The organism is Kitasatospora sp. NPDC057595, from assembly GCF_042800875.1.
Taxonomy (GTDB): Bacteria; Actinomycetota; Actinomycetes; order Streptomycetales; family Streptomycetaceae; genus Kitasatospora.
In genome coordinates this window covers 1-19,917 of the sequence record NZ_JBHVGL010000011.1, presented here as the reverse complement: position 1 = coordinate 19,917, position 19,917 = coordinate 1, and the positions used below count along the sequence as shown (strand labels likewise).

General features: G+C 74.4%; 16 protein-coding genes and 2 pseudogenes. 10 read left to right on the top strand and 8 right to left on the bottom strand.

Annotated features, from left to right (window positions below; translation table 11 throughout):
- Positions 1–9 precede the first annotated feature (9 nt).
- Positions 10–978 (bottom strand): pseudouridine synthase, encoded by a 969-nt coding sequence (locus ACFU9E_RS18105; RefSeq protein WP_380684336.1) that lies wholly within the window; start codon positions 976–978, stop codon positions 10–12.
- A 64-nt stretch (positions 979–1,042) separates the two neighbouring features.
- Here ACFU9E_RS18105 and ACFU9E_RS18100 point away from each other — a divergent pair, with 64 nt between their 5' ends.
- From ACFU9E_RS18100 to ACFU9E_RS18090, 3 genes and pseudogenes are all read left to right on the top strand, one after another.
- The gene (locus ACFU9E_RS18100) at positions 1,043–1,654 is read left to right on the top strand and encodes an SMI1/KNR4 family protein (RefSeq protein ID WP_380684337.1); all 612 of its coding nucleotides are present in this window, start codon (positions 1,043–1,045) and stop codon (positions 1,652–1,654) included.
- Between the two features lie 95 nt (positions 1,655–1,749).
- On the top strand, positions 1,750–2,850 hold the full coding sequence (locus tag ACFU9E_RS18095) for a PP2C family protein-serine/threonine phosphatase (RefSeq protein ID WP_380684338.1): 1,101 nt from the start codon (positions 1,750–1,752) through the stop codon (positions 2,848–2,850).
- A 130-nt stretch (positions 2,851–2,980) separates the two neighbouring features.
- Positions 2,981–3,649, top strand: a pseudogene (locus ACFU9E_RS18090) (DUF5995 family protein); the annotation flags it as partial.
- A gap of 52 nt (positions 3,650–3,701) precedes the next feature.
- Here ACFU9E_RS18090 and ACFU9E_RS18085 read toward each other — a convergent pair.
- On the bottom strand, positions 3,702–5,141 hold the full coding sequence (locus ACFU9E_RS18085) for a GuaB1 family IMP dehydrogenase-related protein (RefSeq protein WP_380689338.1): 1,440 nt from the start codon (positions 5,139–5,141) through the stop codon (positions 3,702–3,704).
- Between the two features lie 304 nt (positions 5,142–5,445).
- Here ACFU9E_RS18085 and ACFU9E_RS18080 point away from each other — a divergent pair, with 304 nt between their 5' ends.
- Both ACFU9E_RS18080 and ACFU9E_RS18075 read left to right on the top strand, forming a co-directional pair.
- Positions 5,446–6,954 (top strand): SDR family NAD(P)-dependent oxidoreductase, encoded by a 1,509-nt coding sequence (locus tag ACFU9E_RS18080; RefSeq protein ID WP_380689340.1) that lies wholly within the window; start codon positions 5,446–5,448, stop codon positions 6,952–6,954.
- A gap of 34 nt (positions 6,955–6,988) precedes the next feature.
- On the top strand, positions 6,989–7,441 hold the full coding sequence (locus tag ACFU9E_RS18075) for an NUDIX hydrolase (RefSeq protein WP_380689343.1): 453 nt from the start codon (positions 6,989–6,991) through the stop codon (positions 7,439–7,441).
- 76 nt (positions 7,442–7,517) lie between these two features.
- Here the strand turns inward: ACFU9E_RS18075 and ACFU9E_RS18070 are convergent, their stop codons facing one another.
- From ACFU9E_RS18070 to ACFU9E_RS18055, 4 genes are all read right to left on the bottom strand, one after another.
- Positions 7,518–9,851, bottom strand: coding sequence for a collagenase (locus ACFU9E_RS18070; protein ID WP_380689904.1), 2,334 nt, complete (start codon positions 9,849–9,851; stop codon positions 7,518–7,520).
- A gap of 315 nt (positions 9,852–10,166) precedes the next feature.
- Positions 10,167–12,401: an FtsX-like permease family protein gene (locus ACFU9E_RS18065; protein WP_380715134.1), complete on the bottom strand. Its 2,235-nt coding sequence runs from the start codon at positions 12,399–12,401 to the stop codon at positions 10,167–10,169.
- Positions 12,398–13,111, bottom strand: coding sequence for an ABC transporter ATP-binding protein (locus ACFU9E_RS18060; RefSeq protein ID WP_355371438.1), 714 nt, complete (start codon positions 13,109–13,111; stop codon positions 12,398–12,400). The genes ACFU9E_RS18065 and ACFU9E_RS18060 overlap by 4 nt, the downstream gene beginning before the upstream one ends.
- Positions 13,108–13,632 (bottom strand): PadR family transcriptional regulator, encoded by a 525-nt coding sequence (locus ACFU9E_RS18055; RefSeq protein WP_355371441.1) that lies wholly within the window; start codon positions 13,630–13,632, stop codon positions 13,108–13,110. Before ACFU9E_RS18055 ends, ACFU9E_RS18060 begins: the two co-directional genes overlap by 4 nt.
- Positions 13,633–14,019: 387 nt before the next feature.
- On the opposite strand from ACFU9E_RS18055, the gene ACFU9E_RS18050 reads away from it, so the two are divergent.
- Entirely contained in the window at positions 14,020–14,691 is a 672-nt protein-coding gene (locus tag ACFU9E_RS18050) for a hypothetical protein (RefSeq protein WP_380683294.1), read from the top strand.
- 40 nt (positions 14,692–14,731) lie between these two features.
- Positions 14,732–15,250 (top strand): GNAT family N-acetyltransferase, encoded by a 519-nt coding sequence (locus ACFU9E_RS18045; protein WP_380683293.1) that lies wholly within the window; start codon positions 14,732–14,734, stop codon positions 15,248–15,250.
- A gap of 126 nt (positions 15,251–15,376) precedes the next feature.
- On the opposite strand, the gene ACFU9E_RS18040 is transcribed toward ACFU9E_RS18045, so the two are convergent.
- Together ACFU9E_RS18040 and asnB are read right to left on the bottom strand one after the other, a co-directional pair.
- Positions 15,377–16,060, bottom strand: coding sequence for a YoaK family protein (locus ACFU9E_RS18040; protein WP_380683292.1), 684 nt, complete (start codon positions 16,058–16,060; stop codon positions 15,377–15,379).
- Between the two features lie 86 nt (positions 16,061–16,146).
- Positions 16,147–17,979, bottom strand: coding sequence for an asparagine synthase (glutamine-hydrolyzing) (gene asnB, locus ACFU9E_RS18035; RefSeq protein WP_380683291.1), 1,833 nt, complete (start codon positions 17,977–17,979; stop codon positions 16,147–16,149).
- A gap of 182 nt (positions 17,980–18,161) precedes the next feature.
- Here asnB and ACFU9E_RS18030 point away from each other — a divergent pair, with 182 nt between their 5' ends.
- From ACFU9E_RS18030 to ACFU9E_RS18020, 3 genes and pseudogenes are all read left to right on the top strand, one after another.
- The gene (locus tag ACFU9E_RS18030; protein WP_380683290.1) at positions 18,162–19,100 is read left to right on the top strand and encodes a TIGR01777 family oxidoreductase; all 939 of its coding nucleotides are present in this window, start codon (positions 18,162–18,164) and stop codon (positions 19,098–19,100) included.
- 105 nt (positions 19,101–19,205) lie between these two features.
- Complete coding sequence (locus tag ACFU9E_RS18025; protein WP_380683295.1) at positions 19,206–19,577, top strand: BlaI/MecI/CopY family transcriptional regulator; 372 nt, start codon at positions 19,206–19,208, stop codon at positions 19,575–19,577.
- Positions 19,574–19,917, top strand: a pseudogene (locus ACFU9E_RS18020) (hypothetical protein); the annotation flags it as partial. The gene ACFU9E_RS18025 and the pseudogene ACFU9E_RS18020, both read left to right, overlap by 4 nt.

Here is a 19,917-nt window from a genome sequence, read left to right as displayed (position 1 = left end):
CCGACGGGGTTACGTTCCGTCGGTGGCCGGCCGGTGCTGCTCCCACCCGCCGTCCGCCCAGGCCGCCAGCGTCCGGCGGCTCTCGAAGCGGCGCGGACGGCCGGTCAGCGGATCGGTGAACTCCATCACCGCGGACAGCAGTTGCAGCGGGCGGCGGAAGTCGTCCGGGGCCGGCTCCGGCAGCACCACCGGGTACACCGGGTCGCCCAGGATCGGCAGGCCCAGCCCGCTCATGTGCAACCGCAGCTGGTGGGTGCGCCCCGTGGACGGCCGCAGCAGGTAGCGGCCCAGCCCGTCGCGCTGCTCCAGCAGCTCGATCCGGCTCTCGCTGTTCGGCGCCTCGTCGAGTTCGCGCGCGGCGATCTGGCCGCGCTCCTTCACGATGTGGCTGCGCACCGTGCGGGGCAGCTCCACCGCCGGGTCGTACGCCGCCACCGCCCGGTACTCCTTGCGGACCAGCCGGTCCCGGAACAGCGTCTGGTAGGCGCCCCGGTCCTGCGGCCGGACCACGAACATCGCCAGCCCCGCCGTCAGCCGGTCCAGCCGGTGCGCCGGGCTCAGCGCGGGCAGCTCCAGCGCGTGCCGCAGCCGGGAGAGCGCCGTCTCCACGACGTGCCGCCCGCGCGGGGTGGTGGCCAGGAAGTGCGGCTTGTCGACGACCACCAGGTGCTCGTCGTGGTGCAGCACCTCCAGCTGGAACGGGACCGGCACCTCCGGCGGCAGCTCCCGGTAGAACCACAGGTGCGTCCCCGGCCGGAACGGCTCCGCCGCGTGGACGGCCCGCCCGTCCTCCCCGACCACCCCGCCGGCCCGCAGCAGCGCGTCCACCCGCTCGGCCGCCACCGCCGGCAGCCGCTGCGCCAGGTACGCCCCCACCGTCGCCCACGGCCCGCCCGTCAGGGGCAGCCGCAGATGCACCGGATCCACCCCGAACCGCTGGGGAAGCGGCGAGGCCGGCGCGGTACTCCTACGTCTCATCTCGCCCGCCACCCTACGTCCTCCGCACACCGCCCTGTCGGGGGCGTCCGGCAGACTGCGGGCCATGGCACCCGTGGATCACGACGTCCCCGCCCTGTCCGCCCGCATCACGGCCTGGCTCGCCGCGCACACGGCCTGGGCGCCCGAGCGGCCGGCGGCCGACGGCGCGGCACTCGACGCGTTCGAGGCCCGCCACCGCCTGGAGCTGCCCGCCGACCTCCGCGCCTGGTGGCGCCTGCCCGGGGTGCCCGCGAGCCCGTGGCTGCCCGGCGGGTTCGCCCCGGCCTCCCTCGGGGACGCCCTGGAGACGCACGCGACCTGGCTGCTCGTCGCCGAGCAGGAGGGCCCGCCGGGCGTGGACGCGGACGGGCGGCCCGAGCCGCGCTTCCACCCCGCGCTGCTGCCGGTCGCCGACGACGGCGGCGGGGACGGGCTGGTCGTCGACCTGCGGCCGGGCGACGGCTACGGAGCCGTCCTGCTCTGGGACCACGAGACCTGGCTGCCCGACGTGCCGCGGTGGGAGTCGGTCACCGCGATGCTGCGCGACACCGTGCGGGCCCTGGAGTCCGGGGCGCCCGCGCTGCTCGGCCACGCCGCGCTCGGCGGCCGGGGGCGGCCCTGCCTCGCCCGGGTCGACGCCGACCGCGAACCGGACTGGGAACCGGCCGGGGCCTGACCGTCCCGGCGGGCGCCGGGATGCCGGTGGGGTGCGGGTCGGTGGAGAGTGGACGAAGGGGTTCCGCAGCGGGCGAACGGGCAGGAGGCGAGGGCGTGGCCGTGGGCGCCGGCGGGTCCGAGGACGGCGAGGTTCCGCTGCCGCCGCTGCCCCGGCGGACCAGGCGGCTGCTGCTCGGCGCCTTCCTGCTGCTCGTCGGGGCCGTGTTGGCGGACCTGCTCACCGGGCCGGGCACCACCCTCTCCCCCGTCCTCGCCGTGGCGCCCGTCCTGGTCGGCGCCACCACCCGGCGGGCCCGGGTGCCGCTCGCCACCGGGGTCGCCGCCATCCTCGTGGCCGGGCTGCTGGAGGAGGAGAACAGCCACCTGCCCGACACCGTCCACCTCGCCTCGCTGATCACCATCACCGCCGCGACCCTCGCCAGCGCCGCCAACGTCGTGCTGATCGCCGCCCGCGAACGCGAGCTGTTCCATGTCCGGACCGTCGCCGAGGCCGCCCAGCGTGCCCTGCTGCGCCCGCCGCCCGAGCGGGTCGGCCCGCTGCGGATCGCCGTCCGGTACGTCGCGGCCGCCGCCGAGGCGCGGATCGGCGGCGACCTGTACGAGGTGGCGGACACCCCGTACGGGATCCGGGTCCTGCTCGGGGACGTCCAGGGCCACGGCCTGGCCGCCGTCGAGACGGCGGCGGACGTGCTCGGCGCCTTCCGCACCGCGGCCCGCACCGAGCCGGACCTCGCCCGGCTCGCCGAACGGCTCGACGCCGCGGTGAGCGACCGCCCGGCCGACGGGCGGTTCGTGACCGCGCTGCTGCTCGCCGTGGACCGGGACGGCACGGCCCGGCTGGTGAACTGCGGCCATCCGCACCCCCTGCTGCGCCGCGCCGGTCGTGTCACCGAGCTCGCCCCCGCCCGGCACGCCCCGCCGCTGGGTCTGCTGGGCCTCGCCGGCGACGGCGGCTACCACGCCGACCCCGTCCATCCGCACCCCGGCGACCTGCTGCTCCTCTACACCGACGGGGTCTCCGAGGCCCGCAACGCGGTGGACGTCTTCTACCCCCTCCCGGCCCGCCTCCCCGGTCTGCCCGCCGCCACCCCGGACGACCTGCTGGACGCGCTGCTCGCCGACGTCGCCTCCTGGGTCTCCCCCACCGGCCTCGCCGACGACGCCGCCGCCATGGCGATCCGCTGGGAACCCTGAGCGGCGGCCCGGGGACGAGCCGGTGCCCCGAAGGCCCGGGCCCGACGGGCCGATCCGACCACCCGGGATCCACCGGCCCGGCGTGCCACGATGATGCGATCAGTGCACGATCGACGCCGGAGGGTGAGGCATGGTCAGGGTGTCCACGAGGACCGCGGCGGCGGCGCACGGGATCGACGCGGTGGTCCGCCGGTTGCGGGCGATCGGCGCCGGGCTGCCGCCCTCCGACGGGGTGGCGGTGTTCAACCGGATGTACCTCACCGTCACGGAGACCGTGCGCTCCCGGCTGGGTTGCTTCGCCGACCCGTCCGCGATGGCCGTGCTCGACACGGTGTTCGCCGGGCGCTACCTGCTGGCCGTGGACGCGGTCGCGGCGCGACGGCGGCCACCGGCCTGCTGGCGGCCGCTGTTCGAGCTGCGCGCGCACCCGGACCTGCACCCGGTGCAGTTCGCGCTGGCCGGGATGACCGCCCACATCCAGCACGACCTGCCGCTCGCCGTCGTCGACACCTGCCGGCGGCTCGGCCGGGAGCCGGAGCACCTCGCGGAGGACTACCACCGGATCAACGACCTGCTGGCGGAGGCGGAGACGGCCGTCCGGGAGCAGCTGATGCCGGGCCCGGACGTCCTGGAGCGGTTCGAGCCGCTGACCCACCGCTTCGGGGCCTGGTCGGTCGACACCGCCCGGGAGGCCGCCTGGGGTTCGGTGCAGGTGCTCTGGGAGCTGCGCGGGCGCCCCGCGGCGGCCGCGGCGTTCGGCACGGCGCTGGACGGCGCGGTCGGGCTGCTCGGCCGCGCCCTGCTGCTCCCGCTCGGCCTCGGGCCCGGCGCACCGGACACGCCCTGGGAACTCAGGCCCAGCTGGAGTGCAGCGGCTTGCCCTCGGCGTAGCCGGCCGCGCTCTGGATGCCGACCACGGCCTTGTCGTGGAACTCCTCCAGGGTGGCCGCGCCCGCGTAGGTGCAGGAGCTGCGCACGCCCGCGATGATCGAGTCGATCAGGTCCTCGACGCCCGGGCGGGCCGGGTCCAGGAACATCCGCGAGTGCGAGATGCCCTCCTCGAAGAGCGCCTTGCGGGCCCGGTCGTACGAGGAGTCCTGGGCGGTGCGGTTGCCCACGGCCCGCTTGGAGGCCATGCCGAAGGACTCCTTGTACTGCCGGCCGTCGGCGGTGGTCTGCAGGTCGCCGGGCGACTCGTAGGTGCCGGCGAACCAGGAGCCGATCATCACATTGGACGCACCGGCGGCCAGCGCCATGGCGACGTCGCGCGGGTGGCGCACGCCGCCGTCGGCCCAGACGTGCTTGCCCAGCCGGCGGGCCTCGGCGGCGCACTCCAGAACGGCCGAGAACTGCGGTCGGCCGACGCCGGTCATCATCCGGGTGGTGCACATCGCGCCCGGGCCGACACCGACCTTCAGGATGTCGGCGCCCGCCTCGACCAGGTCGCGCACGCCGGCCGCCGAGACGACGTTGCCCGCGACGACCGGGACCTGCGGGTCCAGGCCGCGCACGGCCCGCAGCGCGGTGATCATCGACTCCTGGTGGCCGTGCGCGGTGTCCACGACGAGCGTGTCGGCACCGGCCTCCAGCAGGGCCTTGGCCTTGCCGGCGACGTCTCCGTTGATGCCGACGGTGGCGGCGACCCGCAGTCGGCCGGCGGCGTCCACGGCCGGGGTGTAGAGGGTGGCGCGCAGCGCGTTCTTGCGGGTCAGGATGCCAACCAGGCGGCCCTCGCGGTCCACCACGGGGGCGAGCTTGCGGTGCCCCTCGCTCAGCTTGTCGAAGGCGTCCCGCGGGTCGATGTCCTCGTCGAGCAGCAGCAGCTCGCGGGACATCACCTCGGCGAGCGAGGTGAAGCGGTCGACGCCCTGGCAGTCGGAGTCGGTGACGACGCCGACCGGCCGGCCGGCCTCGACCACGACCAGCGCGCCGTGGGCGCGCTTGGGCAGCAGCGAGAGCGCCTCGGCGACGGTGGCGCCGGGGTCGAGGGTGAGGGCCGTGTCGTGCACCAGGTGGCGCCGCTTGACCCAGCCGACGACCTCGGCGATGACCTCGGTCGGGATGTCCTGGGGGATGGCGACCAGGCCGCCGCGGCGGGCGACGGTCTCGGCCATCCGGCGGCCGGCGATGGCGGTCATGTTGGCGACGACCAGCGGGATCGTGGTGCCGGTGCCGTCGTTGGAGGAGAGGTCGACACCCTGGCGGGAGCCCACGGCGGATCGACTGGGGACCATGAAGACGTCGTCGTACGTCAAGTCGTACGAGGGCATGAGGTCGTTCAGGAAGCGCATGAAGGGGGCTCTCTGGCTGGGAGAAGATACATCTCGGGTGCGGGTGCGGCACGGCCGCAGGGCGCACTCGGGCGCCCCTGCACCCGACGTTCGATTCTGCGGGAGCCCTGTGGCAAAAGCCAGTTCGAGCACGATTGCTGGCACTGCACACAAGCCATGATCGAAGCTCCGCGCGTAGACCTGGAGGATCCTCCAAATACTCGGCTTTTCGCCCCGGCCGGGACCGCTCCCGTAGCATTCACGCGGTAGACGCGGCGCACGCCGTGATCGGCAAGGCGAGCGGCACAGCGGCAGAGGGCAGGGCATGACGGCGGCGGGCGTGGACATCGAGCAGGACAACGGCACCGGGACCGCCGAGGAGATCGACTACGGCCCCGGCCTCGACCCGGAGCGGCTGCGGCTCTGCCTGGAGGTGCTCGCCGAGCTGGACGAGCTGCACGTCGACCACCCGGACGCGATCACCGTCCGGCAGGCCGTCGGCGGCATATTCCGCACCCTGAAGCAGCGCCGCCGCCAGGAGACCCGGGCCCGCAAGACGGCCAACGACCGCGAGGTCACCGCGCGCACCGCGACCGGCGCGCCGACCCGGATCGACGACGAGACGGCCGGCGCGTTCGGCCTGACCACCGTCACCACCACCGAGATCGCCGGGATCCTGGAGCGCCCCCGCTCCTGCTACATCTGCAAGCAGCGCTACGTCGAGGTCGACGCCTTCTACCACAACCTCTGCCAGAACTGCGCGGTCAAGAACCGGACCCGCCGGGACGCCCGCGCCGACCTCACCGGCAAGCGCGCGCTGCTGACCGGCGGCCGGGCCAAGATCGGGATGTACATCGCGCTGATGCTGCTGCGCGACGGCGCCCACACCACCATCACCACCCGCTTCCCGAACGACGCGATCCGCCGCTTCACCGCGATGCCGGACAGCGCCGAGTGGCTGCACCGGCTGAAGATCGTCGGCATCGACCTGCGCGACCCGGCCCAGGTGATGGCGCTGGCCGACGAGGTCGCCGCGGACGGCCCGCTGGACATCCTGATCAACAACGCCGCGCAGACCGTGCGCCGCCCGCCGGAGTCCTACCGCGAGCTGGTCGCCGCCGAGTCCGCGCCGCTGCCGGCCGGCGAGCTGCCGCAGTCCACCACCATCGGCCGGTTCAACAGCGGCAGCGTCGACCTGCCCGCCCTACCGCAGCAGGCCTCCGGCGGCAGCGAGCGGATCTCCGCCGAGGACGTCACCTCGCTCGCCCTGGTCACCGGCTCGGCGACGCCCGAGCGGATCCAGGCCGGCACGGCGATCGACGCCGGCGGCCTGGTGCCCGACCTCGCGGACACCAACAGCTGGGTGCAGACGGTCAGCGAGGTCGGCCCGGTGGAGCTGCTGGAGGTCCAGCTGTGCAACTCCACCGCGCCGTTCATCCTGATCAGCCGGCTCCGCCCGGCGATGGCCGCCTCGGCGTCCCGCCGCAAGTACGTGGTCAACGTCTCCGCGATGGAGGGCGTGTTCCAGCGCGGCTACAAGGGCGCCGGCCACCCGCACACCAACATGGCCAAGGCCGCGCTGAACATGCTCACCCGCACCAGTGCGCAGGAGATGTTCCAGACCGACGGCATCCTGATGACCGCCGTCGACACCGGCTGGATCACCGACGAGCGCCCGCACCCGGACAAGATGCGGCTGGCCGACGAGGGCTTCCACGCCCCGCTCGACCTGGTCGACGGCGCGGCCCGGGTCTACGACCCGATCGTCCGCGGCGAGCAGGGCGAGGACCTCTTCGGCTGCTTCCTCAAGGACTTCGAGCGCGCCGCCTGGTAGCCACAGCCCGTCCCCACGTCACGGAGGAACCGCCATGACCACCGCACCGCTGCTCGGCGCCGGCGTGATCGTGCCCACCGGGGACGGCCGGGTGCTGATCGGCCGCCGCACCACCGCGGGCGAGCCGCCGACCTGGAGCCTGCCCGGCGGCAAGGTCGACCCCGGCGAGTCCTTCGAGCGGACGGCCGCGCGCGAACTGGCCGAGGAGACCGGGATCGCGCTTCCCGCCGAGGAGATGCGGGTGCTCGCGCTGCTGCTCGACCACGAGCTGGGCCGCCCCCGGCTGACCGCCGCGGTGCTCGCGCCGCCGAGCCTGGCGCCCGCCGTGGTCACCGAGCCGCACGCGTGCGGCGGCTGGGAGCGGCTGCCGCTGGACGCGCTGCCGGAGCCGATGTTCTACCCGTCCGGCCTGGTGCTCGGCAGCTGGCGCCGGGAGCTGGGCGGCGCGCCGCGGCCCGGGACGCACGCGTACCCCGTCAACGGGTGAGGCCCGCCCCGGGCGGGGCGGGCCTCACTTTGACATCGAGGATCCGCTGTCAGGGCTCCTCCGGTCGGAACTCGCTTCAGAACTCGCTGGTGACGGTGACGCCCTTGAAGTCCTGCTGGGCGTACAGGCTGAAGAACACGTAACCGGCGGGCGGGTTGGTGATGGTCAGGGTCTCGGAGTTGTCCGGCCCCGCCGAGCGCGTGACGTACGCGTTGGTGTACGCCCAGCTGCCCCAGTGGTAGTAGAGGTCGGCGTTGCCGGTGCCTCCGCTGCTGGTCACCTTGATCTGCCTGGTACCGGCCGGCACGTTGACGTAGAAGTGCGCGTAGTTGCCGGCGGTCGCCGAGACGCCGGTGCGCACGCAGTTCTTGTCGAGCTGGCGGGTGTCGCCGCTCTCGCACGCCTTGAACTGCGGGAACTCCGGGACGGTCGCGCAGGCGCCGGCGGCGCAACGGCTCAGCCAGCCGTCGAAGTCGGCGTCGTAGCGGGTGCCGATGGCGGTCGTGATGGCGCGGGAGCCCGCCCAGTCACCGACGCGCCACTTGGCGAGCAGCGCGTCCACGTCGGAGCGGTGCTGCTCCAGCATGTAGCGGACGGCCAGGTAGCCCCAGCGGTAGACGCGGTCCTGGTCGCCGTAGGCGGTGTCGAAGAGCTCGCTCAGCCGGTAGCTGTGCCGGGCCGCCGCGTCGATGGCGGCCTGGTTGACCAGCTTCTGGTAGGAGGTGGCGACGACCTCGGCGAGACCCTCGGTCCACCAGATCAGCTTGCCGGCCGCGCCCTGGTCGAAGTTGCCCCAGAGGTTGAAGCGGGCGTCGAGGTAGTGGGTGTACTCGTGGTTGAGGTTGCGGATCTCGTAGCCCCCGGACCGCGACGGCTCCTCGTAGGCGAGGAAGCGGGCCTGGTTGCCGGCCTTGGAGGGCTCGCCCTCCAGGTAGATGCCGCCGTTGTTGGTGTCGGTGTTGAAGATCGCCCGGCCGAGCACGACGTACTGGACGTCGGAGTCGAAGGCGACGACCTCCAGGGCCGCGTTGTTGTCGTCGGCGACCGGGCCGTTGTCCCGGGACACGCCGTGGAAGAAGACGTCCTGGCCGTTCAGGCTGGTGCAGGCCGTGGCCAGCTGGGCCGCGGTCAGGTCCTGGCCGAGGATGCGCAGGGTCGGGCTGCAGGTGTGCCGGACCGGCAGGTAGGCGTCCTTGAACCGCTGCGGGTCGTCACAGGTGCCGTAGTAGCCGCAGTTGGCCTGGTCGAGCTTCTGGATGGAGGCCACGGCGGAGGCGCGCTGGGGCCAGTTCGGCCCGGTGATGCCGCCGGAGGTGTCGACCAGGCTCTTCACCATCGCGCGGGACCGCGGGGCGATCTCCCCGATGGCCTTCAGCCGGGTCAGCTCGTCGATGGCGTTGTTGAGGGTGAGGGAGTTGTTGCGGTCGCGGTCCAGCAGGTGGCCCTTGGCGCGGAGGATGAAGCCGTTCAGCGCGTCGAGCACGCCCGGATCGGCCACGACGGCCGCCCGGAACGCCGGGTCCTCGGAGTTGACGCCCCGGTACAGCACCAGGGTGACCGGGTTGACCGCTCGCAGCAGGTTGGCCCTGTCCCAGGTCTCGGGCTGGTAGGCGTTCAGGATCTGCTTGACGACGTCGACGTAGTCACCGGGCTTGCGGGGCACGTCGGCCAGCACGGCGGCGCGCTCCAGCGGGACGGCGTTGGCCGTGGTGGCGTCGAGCGAGCGGGGGTTGGCGAAGAAGGCGTGGACGGCCTCGCTGATCTTGGCGGGCAGCTTGTCGTACGAGCCGACGACGTCCGCCTTGGTCCACTGCACCGAGTAGCCGGCCTGCACGTAGTACATCAGCTGCGAGATGTGGTCGCCGTCGTTGCCCTGGTACGTGCGGGCACTCTCGCGCAGCGCGTCGATGACGGTGAGCATCTGGGACTCGCGGAAGGCCCCGGCCGCGTACTCGGCCGGGATCCGGAACAGCCCGTCGACGCAGTCGTAGCTGGCCGCCTTGACGAGGCGGACCAGGGCCGCGCCGGTCCGGGCGAAGGACGCCGGGTTGCAGGCGGCGGCGTCGGCGGCGTCCGTGTCCGCGGCCTCCGCGCCCAGGCCGAACGCCTTGGCGGAGGGCGCGGGGGCCTTGGCCGGCGCGGAGTCGGAGTCCTGGAAGGCGAGCCGCGCGGGGGCGGTGTCCGCCGGCCTCGACGCCGCGTCGTGGCCGTGCCCCGGCGACGCGAGGTCGCTGTCGGCGCCGGGCGGCGGGAGGTCGCCGCGGTCGGTCTTGGGGGTCGCCGCGGGGGTCGGGACGACGGGAGCGGCCTGGCTCCGCGGGGCGAACAGGCCGATCGTCAGGGCACAGGAAAGGACGAGCAGAAGCAGTCTTGCCAGTTGCGGGAGTCGCAACAGGCGCACGGTACTCACGTGGGGGCCTCCGGGCCTGGTACGGCCGCATTGGGGTGCGGCCGGTGGGGGGGTGAGGACCGATGGCGACGAGGCTGGGTGCTGGTCCGTCGCACGGTGGGGAGGTGAGCAGTACCATTGCACATGTCACACGCCGCACGGAAGTCCTTTTCATAACTCGGCACGTTCGCCCCGGAACGGCCGGGGGGAAATGACCCTCCGTCAGACTTCGCGTACGCAAAGGGAATTCACCGGTATTCGGGCCGGACGTACGCGAACCCCGCCTCCGGATCCGGGGCGGGGTTCGCGCGGCGGGCCGTGGCCGGCCACCGGAGGTCAGCCGTTGCGGGCCGCCTCCGGGCCGGTGATCCGCTTCAGCAGCGGCAGCGTGGAGGCGATGATCCCGAGCGACACCGCCAGCCCGAGCAGCACCAGCGCGAAGTACACCGCGCCCGGCGAGACCAGGTCGTAGTGCATCTGCGACTTGAGGAACATCGCCGCCGCGCCGAAGCCCGTACCCGTCGCGATCGCCGCCACCACCAGCAGCGGCAGCGCGCTCTCCAGGGCGATCACCCAGCGCAGCAGCCGCAGCGGCGCCCCGGTGAGCCGCAGCATCGCGAACGGCCGGCGCCGGTCGGAGAGGCCGGCGACCACGCTGACCGCGAGGCTGCAGCCGGCGATCGGCAGGGTGGTGAGCAGGACGACGTCGGCCAGCTGCCGCCAGCCGGCGAGGATCTGCTGCTCGGCGGAGCCCCAGTCGTGGACCGTCCGGGCGTTGTGGTCCGGGAAGGCCCGGCTGAGGATGGTGCGGACCCGTTCCTTGGCGGCCGTCGAGCCGTCCGTCGTCACGTAGAGCGACTGCACCGGCAGCCGGGCGGCCACCTCGGCGGTGATCGGCGCGCTCGGCCACTCGACGGCCTGCTGGGAGGTCAGGCTGAGGAAGCCGTACGGCTCGACGGCCGCCACGGCCGCGCCCGGAGCGCAGTGGCCGACCACGGGGACCTGCGCGAGGTCCGCGCAGTCCGCCAGCAGGGGCGCCGGACCGCCGGGCCGCCTGGACGCTTCGCGGGCCAGGCCGTCCGGGTTGGCATGGGCGACGGCGAGGGCCCGGAAGCCGGGGACGGCCTTCAGGTCGGCCAGCACCCGCTCCGGGACGGCGGCGGTCATCGGCGGCTGGTCGGAGTCGGCGCCGTGTTCCACCGCCACCCGGGTCTGCGGGTCGCCGCTGAGCGCGCCCCGGTTGGCGTCGATGGTGCCGATGATGGAGACCGTCGCGGTGGTGACGAACAGCGCCAGGATCAGGCCGGCCACCGAGCGGAACCCGGCCTTGGGGTCGTCGGCGAGCCGTCGTACGGCGATCAGGGTGGCCGGGCGGCCGGTCCGGGCGGCGACCGCGCGGGCGGCCGCCATGGTCAGCCAGGGTCCTGCCACCACCAGGCCGAGCATGATCACCAGGAAGCCGGTCAGGTAGGCGGCGGTCTGCCCGTTGGTGGTGTCGGGGCGGCGGCCGACGAACCAGGCGAGTTCGGCGAGGCCGGCCAGCAGCGGCACGACCCGCCAGACGGTCGGCGGCCTGGGGGTGACCCGGCGGCTGACGCCGAGCGGGGAGATGGTCACCCGGCGCAGCGCGAGCCGGGCGGCCACCGCCGCCGCCACCGGGACACCGAGCAGCACGGCCAGGCCTTGCGGCGCGGTGAGCGCGAGGTCCTCGACGAAGAACCGGTCCCCGGTGAACGGGACGGTCGCCACCAGCGGGCGCAGCGCCAGGTACAGCCCGAAGCCGAGGGCGGTGCCGACGACGGCGGCGAGCGTGGACTCGACGGCCGCGATCAGCGTGATCTGCCGGGGCGTCGCGCCGACCAGGCGCATCGCGGCGTAGCGCTGCTCACGGGTGGCGGCGGAGAGCCGGGTGGCGGTGCCGATGAAGATCACCACGGGGAAGAGCAGTGCCCCGGCGACCACCGAGAGGATCAGGGTCATGGCGTCGCCGCGGGTGCCGGTGGCCGGGCAGTCGCTGGCGCAGTCCGGCGGGAGGGCGGTGGCGATGGTGGTGATCTGCCGGGCGCCGGGCCGGGCCGCGAGGGTCGCCCGGTCCTGACCGCCGATCAGGACCAGGGAGTCCGGGGAGGCGAGCGCGGAGTCGCCGATCTCGCCGGCCAGGCGGCCGGGGAAGCGGTCGGCGAGTTGGTCGGCCGGCCGCTCGCGGATCAGCTTGGCGAGGGCGGGCGAGGCGTAGTACTCGCCGGCCGCGGGCAGCTTCGGCAGGCCGGGCGGCACCGGCGAGGTCGGCCCGGTGGCGGCGACCTCGAAGTAGAGCATCCGCTCGCCGTCGTAGAACTCGGGGCCGCGGTCGCGCCACCAGAGCGGGTCGACGGCCGCGGTCTCGGTGCGGCTCTTGGCGCCGCTGTTGGCCCAGAGCATCCGTTCGTTGGTGGCGCCGACGGCGTTCACGGCGGCGATCGTGGAGAGCAGCAGGCCGACGCCGACGGCCGCGGCGGCGGCGATGGTGAGCAGCCGGGCGACGGCCTGCCGGCCGCCGCTGACGGCGAGGCGCAGCGCGAAGGGGATCACGAGGCGGCCCGTCCCGCCGGCGCGGGGCCGGTCGCGTAGTCGGCGGAGAGCGTGCGGGCCCGGCCGTCGCGGACGATGGCCTCGCGGTCGGCGTAGGCGGCGACCCGGGGCTCGTGGGTGACCAGGACGACGGTGGTGCCCTGCTCGCGGGCGGCGGCGACCATCAGGGCCATCACCTGCTCGCCGGTGAGCGAGTCCAGCGCGCCGGTCGGCTCGTCGGCGAACAGCACCCGGGGGCGGGTCACCAGGCCGCGGGCGAGCGCGACCCGCTGGGCCTGACCGCCCGACAGCTCGCCGGATCGGCGGCGCTCCAGGCCGTCGAGGCCGAGCTGGGCGAACCACGGGCGGGCGTCGGCGAGGGCGGCGGAGCGGCGGACGCCGGAGAGCAGCAGCGGCAGGGCGATGTTCTCCTCGGCCGTCAGTTCCGGGACGAGCTGGCCGAACTGGAACACGAAGCCGAAGCGGTCCCGCCTTAAGGCGCTGCGCCGGTTCTCGTCGAGGTTGTCGATCCGCTGTCCTTCGAAGAGCACCTCGCCGGCGTCGGGGACGAGGATGCCGGCCAGGCAGTGCAGCAGGGTGGACTTGCCGGAGCCGCTGGCGCCCATCACGGCGAGCACCTCGCCGGCCTCGGCGGCCAGGCTGGCCCCGCGCAGGGCCGGGGTCTCGCCGAAGGCCAGTTCGATGTCGCGGGCTTCGATCAGGGGGGTCATGCGCGCACCTCCGAGGCAAGGGCGTCGAGGCGGGCGGTGGTCAGGTCGATCCACCGCAGGTCCGCCTCCAGGTGGAAGAGGCCGTGGTCGGCGAGCAGGGCGTCGACCAGCGGGCCGGTGCGGCGCAGTTCGGTGAGCTCGCGCATCCGGCGCAGGTGGGCGGCGCGCTGGGTGTCGAGGTAGGCCTCGGCGTCGCGGCCGAGCAGCAGGGCCAGCACGACCTTGGTGAAGAGCACGGACTGGAGGGTGGGTTCGGGGGCGACGGGCTCGGCGAGCCAGTGCTCGAACTCGCTCACCCCGGCCTCGGTGATGACGTAGCGCTTGCGCTCGGGCCCGTCGCCGGGCTCGGCCTCGCCGGGGACGACCTTGCCGTCGCGTGCCAGGCGGCCGAGCGTGGCGTAGACCTGACCGTACGGCAGGGGTTTGCCACGCCCGAAGAAGGTGTCGTAGTCGCGCTTGAGGTCGTAGCCGTGGCTCGGCTCCCGCTCCAGCAGCCCGAGAAGGGTCAGGGGAACACTCATAGGAGGACCATACACCAGAGGTATACATCGAGTGTATAGCTGGCGAGAATACGGCCCTGGCCTGGAGAAACGCGATGTCGATCTCTACTCCGGAAACGCCGCGAGCGGGAGACGGCCCCAACCCCGTCCCCCGCTCTGCACGGCGGCCCGGCGAGCCCCCACAGCGGGCCGGGCCTCCGCGTCCCCGGCACGAGAACGCGGCCAGGGCCCAGCCTGCCTCCTCACCCCCCGGCCCGCCGAGGGCCGAACGTCCCGGTCCTCCCCCGCGCTTTGGGCCCAAGGGCCCGCCGGGGGTCAGGCCCCCGCTCTTGTGCGAGGGGCCGTCGCCGGGGGAGATTTGGATCCGACGGGGCCGAACCACGCCAACAGCCGTGAGGAGCACGCATCGTGTCCAGCTCACCCCGCTCGGCCCGCACCGCGTCCCTGCCCCGGCGGGCCGGCCGCCATCTGCGCCGCGCCCTCGGCCGCCACCGCACCGTCCAGCGCCGTGAACCGCTCGCCCGCCCCGTCGACCGGGCCCGCAGCCGGGCCTGGCTGGTCGCCGGGCTCGCCCTGATCGTCGGACTGGCCGGCGTCGTCACCGCCGCCGTCCTCGGCTACCGCGCCGCCGGGCGCACCGCCGAGGCCGAACGCGGCCGGCTGCACCGCACCGAGGCACTGGTGCTCGGCAAACTCCGCGCGGAGGAGACCGGCGCCGGTCGCTGGAGCGGCGGCTACCAGAAGCGGACCGACACCTCGGTCTCCTGGACCACCCCCGACGGCCTCGCCCGCACCGGCACCGTCGAGATCCCGCGCAGCACCGCCAGCGGCTCCACCATCGTCCTGTGGGTCGACGACGCCGGGCGGCCCGCCACCGCCCCGGCCACCCGGGTGGGGCTGGCCGTCGGGGCCGTCTGCACCGGGCTGGCGGGCTCGGCGAGCCTGGCCGCGCTGGTCGGCGGCGTGCTGGCGCTGCGGCTGCGCCTGCTCGACCGGCGGGCGGACCGCGGCTGGGAACGTTCCTGGGCCCACTGGGAGCCGCGCTGGTCCGGGCGTACCAGCCAGCCCCAGGACGACTGACCGCACGTCACCGCACCACACCCTCGGAATTGGAGCACCGTTGTTCACCACCGACCGGCTGACCGCCCGCCTCTGGGAGCACACCGACGCCGAGCGCGCGTACGACCTGTACTCGCGCTGGGAGGTCGCGCGGTGGCTCGGCGCCGCGCCGCGGGCCCTGGAGTCGCCCGCCGAGGTGCCCGCCATGATCGACCGCTGGCGGGCGCGGTCGGCCGACCCCCGGTACGGCGTCTGGGCGCTGGAGCGGCACGACACCGGGGTGGTGGCCGGCTCGGTGATGCTCCTCCCGCTGCCGGACCCGGACGGCACCGGGAACGGCGAGGTGGAGGTCGGCTGGCACCTCCACCCCGACTCCTGGGGCCACGGCTACGCCACCGAGGCCGCCCGCGCCGCCCTCGCCAAGGGCTTCGCCGACGGCCTCACCGAGATCCACGCCGTCGTCCGCCCCGGCAACGACCGCTCCGCCGCCGTCTGCCACCGCCTCGCCATGACGCCCCAGGGCCGCACCACCCGCTGGTACGGCGCCGAGTTCGACGCCTTCCTCGCCACCCGCCCCTGATCCCCGGCCCCGCCCCGCCCCGCAGAAGGTGCAGTCCGGTCCACTCAGCACGAAGAGTCGGCCCGGCCGACTTCCCGCTCCGGCACCCCCGCAGCCCCCGCCCCGGGCGGACGGGCGGAGGCCGCGTCAGGCCGGGGCGGACCAGGGAGTGGCGGGGTGGCGGGAGGCGTGGTGGGTGAGGGCGGCGACGGCGAGGAGGAGGGCGAGGGCCGCGGCGAGGGCCACCGGGACCGTGGCGTGCAGGACGAGCACGGCACCGACCAGAGCGCCCGCGAACATCCAGGCGGCGGAGGCGAGTCGGCGGCCACCGGCGCGGTCGGCGGCCAGCGCGGTGAGCGTCATGGTCAGCACGGTGGTCGTCAGGTCCGGCACCTTGAGCGCGCGGACCACCGCGTTCTGCAGCCCCATCGCGGCACCCAGCACCGCGATCAGCGGGTAGCGGACCGGGTCGGCGGTGTGCCCGAAGGCCGCGGCGAAGGCCGTGCACGCGGCGAGCAGCACCGACTGCACGCCGGCCGTGACCACCAGCAGCCGCCCGCGGTGGCCGGGACGGCGCTCGGCGAGGCGCCCGCCCACCAGCGCGCCCGCCAGGAAGGCGGCGAGCGCGGTGAACGAGGCCGTCGCGGACAGCCCCGGCGCGCCGGCCAGGGCGAAACCGAGGAAGACCACGTTGCCGGTCATGTTGGCGACGAAGACGTGCCCGAGCGCGAGGTAGCTCACCGCGTCGACCAGCCCGGTGACCACCGTGAGCACCAGCAGCATCGGCACCAGCGGTCCGTGCCGGGGGTCGCCGTACATCCGGGTCAGCATCGCCTCAGCCTAGGCCCTGACCGCGCCCCGCCGGCGGGACCTGACGGTGCCCGTCGGGCCCCACCGGCGGACGAGCGGGCGCGCGGTCAGATCGCGAGCGCCGGCTTGTGGTGGTCCAGCCAGAGCGCCAGGTCCACGACCCGCTCCAGCCGGAGCCGGTGACCCCACTCCAGCTGGTCGGCCGGCGTGTCCAGGCTGGTCTTGATCACCGCCTCGTCGGCGATGTCCCGCACGTGCGGCGCGTCCAGCGCCTCGCGGGCGAGCCGCTGCAGCCCGCTGTTGTAGTCGGCGTGGTGGGTGGCCGGGTAGTGGTTCTTCGGCCGCCACAGCACCGACTCCGGGGCGATGCCCTGGCCGGTGGCGCGCAGCAGGCTCTTCTCACGGCCGTCGTAGCTCTTCATCGCCCACGGGGTGTTGAAGGCGTACTCGACCAGCCGGTGGTCGCAGTACGGCACCCGCACCTCCAGGCCCTGGGCCATCGACAGCCGGTCCTTGCGGTGCAGCAACTGGCGCAGCCAGCGGGTCAGCGACAGGTGCTGCATCTCGCGCTGCCGGTGCTCGGCCGGGCTCTCGCCGTCCACGTGCGGGACGGCGGCCAGCGAGCCGCGGTAGGTGTCGTCGCGGAACTCGGCGATCCGCAGGTGGGCGGCGAGGTCCGGGTTGATCGGCATGGCCGCCTCGTCGCCGGTGACGAGCAGCCAGGGGAAGGTCTGCGCGGCGAGCGCCTTGGGGTTGTGGAACCACGGGTAGCCGCCGAACACCTCGTCGGCCGCCTCGCCGGAGAGGGCGACCGTCGAGTGCTTGCGGATCTCGCCGAACAGCAGGAACAGCGAGGTGTCCATGTCGCCGACGCCGATCGGCGAGTCCCGGGAGACGACGACGGCCCGCCGGTTCTCCAGGTCGAGCAGGGTGCGCGGGTCGAGCACCACGGTGGAGTGGTCGCTGCCGATGAACGCGCCGGCCTCGGCGGCGTACGGGGTGTCGTGGCCGGTGCGCAGCACGTCGCCGGTGAACTGCTCGGCCTGGTCGCTGTAGTCGACGGCGTAGGAGCGCAGCTTGGCGTCCGGGCCCTCCTGGACGCGCAGTTCGTCGGCGACCAGGGCGGTGACGATGGTGGAGTCGAGGCCGCCGGAGAGCAGGCTGCAGAGCGGGACGTCCGCCTCCAGCTGGGCGCGGGCGGCGCGGTTGACCAGCTCGCCGACCCGCTCCTTGGTGGCGTCCAGGTCCTCGGTGTGCGGGCGGGCGGTGAGCTCCCAGTAGGTCTGCTCGCGGATGCCGGTGCGGTCGAGGACGAGCAGGCCGCCGGGGTGGACCTCGCGGACGCCCGACCAGACGGTGGGGCCGGTGTTGAAGAGCAGGCTGTAGGCCTCGCGCAGGCCGTCGGCGTCGACGGTGGGGGTGACCTCGGGGTGGGCGAAGAGCGCCTTGGGCTCGGAGCCGAAGACCAGGCCGCCGCCGGTCTCGGCCCAGAACAGCGGCTTGACGCCGAGCCGGTCGCGGACCAGCAGCAGCCGCTGCTCGCGCTCGTCCCACACGGCGAAGGCGTACATGCCCTCCAGCCGCTCGACGAGGGCGTCGCCCCACTCCTGGTAGGCGCGGAGCACCACCTCGGTGTCGCTGCGGGTCTCGAACCGGTGGCCCCTGGCCCGCAGTTCGGTGCGCAGCTCGTGGTGGTTGTAGACCTCGCCGCTGTAGGTGAGGACGACGCCCGGTTCGTCCTGCCGGTCGGGCATGGGCTGGGCGCCGCCCTCGATGTCGATGACGGCGAGGCGCCGGTGACCCAGGGCGGCGTGGCGGCCGAGCCAGACACCTCCGGCGTCGGGGCCGCGCAGGGCCATGGTGGCGGTCATCGCCTCGATGACGGGGGCGCTGTGGCGGACGTCCTGGTGGAAGGACACCCAGCCGGTGATTCCGCACATGCGCGAGCACTCCTTGGACGAGCTGACAATCGGATCCGGCCCAGCAGTCGGACAAGCGGGGGCGGTGGTTCCACGGATTCGGACACATTTCCGGCCATGCCACGGCGACCCCGGCATTTTGAACACGTTCAGTCTTCCCTTTAGGATGGGTACCGACGAACGACCGAGGGGGTCTCGACGCGATGAGAATCGTCATACCCGGGGGGACCGGGCAGATCGGCCGCATCCTGGACCGGGCGCTGACCGACGACGGCCACGAAGTCCTGGTCCTCACCCGCCGGCCCCGGCGCGACCAGGAGATCCACTGGGACGGCCGCGCGCTCGGCCGCTGGACGGACGTCGTCGACGGCGCCGACGCCGTCGTCAACCTCGCCGGACGCAGCATCGACTGCCGCTACACCGAGCAGAACCTGCGCGACATGCGCGAGTCCCGGGTGCACTCCACCCGGACCGTCGGCCGGGCCATCGCCGGCGCCCGGCGCCCGCCCCGGGTCTGGCTGCAGATGAGCACCGCCACCATCTACAGCCACACCTTCGGCACCCCGCACGCCGAGGACACCGGCGTCATCGGCGGCGGCGAGCCCGGCGCGCCCCGTTCCTGGGACCACAGCGTGCGGATCGCCCGCGACTGGGAGCGCGAGCAGACGGACGCCGCCACCCCGCACACCCGCCGGGTCGCGCTGCGCTGCGCGGCGGTGATGAGCCCGGACGCCGGCGGCACCTTCGACCGGCTGGTGCGGCTCGCCCGGACCGGCCTCGGCGGACCGGTCGACGGCGGCGCGCAGTACGTGTCGTGGATCCACGACCACGACCTGGTCCGCGCCGTCCGCTTCCTGCTCGACCGGGAGGACGTCACCGGCCCAGTGAACCTGGCCGCACCGGCGCCGGTGCCGCAGCGGGAGTTCATGCGGACGGTCCGGCGGGCCAAGGGCATCCCGCTGGGGCTGCCCGCGACCCGGTGGATGGCCCGGGCGGGCGCCTTCGCGCTGCGCTCGGACAGCGAACTGCTGCTGAAGAGCCGGGCCGTCGTCCCGGGCCGGCTCCAGGCGGCCGGGTTCGGCTTCGAGCACCCGCACTGGCCGGCGGCGGCGGCCGACCTGGTCCGCCGGATGCGCCGCTGAGCGCGCGCCACCGTACGATGGGCGGCGGCCCGGACGTCACGGCGGGCGCAGCGGCAGGCCGGCGGAACGCCGGAACCGCGGGACGGCAGAGGAGCGGACGGGGTGCTGCGGGGACTGGGCGACCTGGAGGCCGAGATCATGGACCGGCTCTGGTCCTGGGGCCGCCCGGCCACCACCCGCGAGGTCGTCGACGACCTGCGGCGGGACCGCGCCGTCGCCTACACCACCGTCAACACCGTCGCCGACATCCTGCACACCAAGGGCTGGCTGCGACGCCACAAGGCCGGCCGCGCCTGGGTGTACGAGCCGACCTGCACCCGCGAGTCGTACACCGCGCAGCTGATGCACCAGGCGCTGGAGACCACCTCCGACCGGGCCGGGGCGCTGCTGCACTTCGTCGACCGGATCAGCGGGGACGAGGCGACGGCGCTGCTCGCCGCCCTGGAGGAGGTCAAGGCCCGGGACGACGCCCGGTGACCCTGCTCCTGCTCGCGTTCCACCTGCTCCTGGTCGGCGTCCTGCTCCCCCGGCGGCTGGCCGGCTCACGGCGGCTCCAGGCCCGCCCGGGCGTCGGCGCCGCCGTCTGGCTCGCGCTGATGGCCTCCTTCGGCACCGGTCTGCTGCTGGCCGCGCACCACCTGCTCGCCCCGCTCGGACACGAGCCGGCCGGGCTGGTCGGACTGCTGCCGCACGTCGAACCGCCCACCGCCGCCGCGCCGCACGCGCACGGCTGGTGGCTGCCGGCCGCGACGGGCGGGGCGGTCGCCGCGGTGGCGGCGGCCCTGGCCGTCCGGGCCTGTCTCTTATACACATCTCC

Excerpts from the sequence above, each read along its gene's own strand:
- ACFU9E_RS18040 (WP_380683292.1), bottom strand. The coding sequence starts at position 16,060 with ATGCTGACCCGGATGTACGGCGACCCCCGGCACGGACCGCTGGTGCCG.
- ACFU9E_RS18085 (WP_380689338.1), bottom strand. The coding sequence starts at position 5,141 with ATGCGCTTCCTGAACGACCTCATGCCCTCGTACGACTTGACGTACGAC.
- ACFU9E_RS18080 (WP_380689340.1), top strand. The coding sequence starts at position 5,446 with ATGACGGCGGCGGGCGTGGACATCGAGCAGGACAACGGCACCGGGACC.
- ACFU9E_RS18075 (WP_380689343.1), top strand. The coding sequence starts at position 6,989 with ATGACCACCGCACCGCTGCTCGGCGCCGGCGTGATCGTGCCCACCGGG.
- asnB (WP_380683291.1), bottom strand. The coding sequence starts at position 17,979 with ATGTGCGGAATCACCGGCTGGGTGTCCTTCCACCAGGACGTCCGCCAC.
- ACFU9E_RS18060 (WP_355371438.1), bottom strand. The coding sequence starts at position 13,111 with ATGACCCCCCTGATCGAAGCCCGCGACATCGAACTGGCCTTCGGCGAG.
- ACFU9E_RS18055 (WP_355371441.1), bottom strand. The coding sequence starts at position 13,632 with ATGAGTGTTCCCCTGACCCTTCTCGGGCTGCTGGAGCGGGAGCCGAGC.
- ACFU9E_RS18030 (WP_380683290.1), top strand. The coding sequence starts at position 18,162 with ATGAGAATCGTCATACCCGGGGGGACCGGGCAGATCGGCCGCATCCTG.
- ACFU9E_RS18105 (WP_380684336.1), bottom strand. The coding sequence starts at position 978 with ATGAGACGTAGGAGTACCGCGCCGGCCTCGCCGCTTCCCCAGCGGTTC.
- ACFU9E_RS18100 (WP_380684337.1), top strand. The coding sequence starts at position 1,043 with ATGGCACCCGTGGATCACGACGTCCCCGCCCTGTCCGCCCGCATCACG.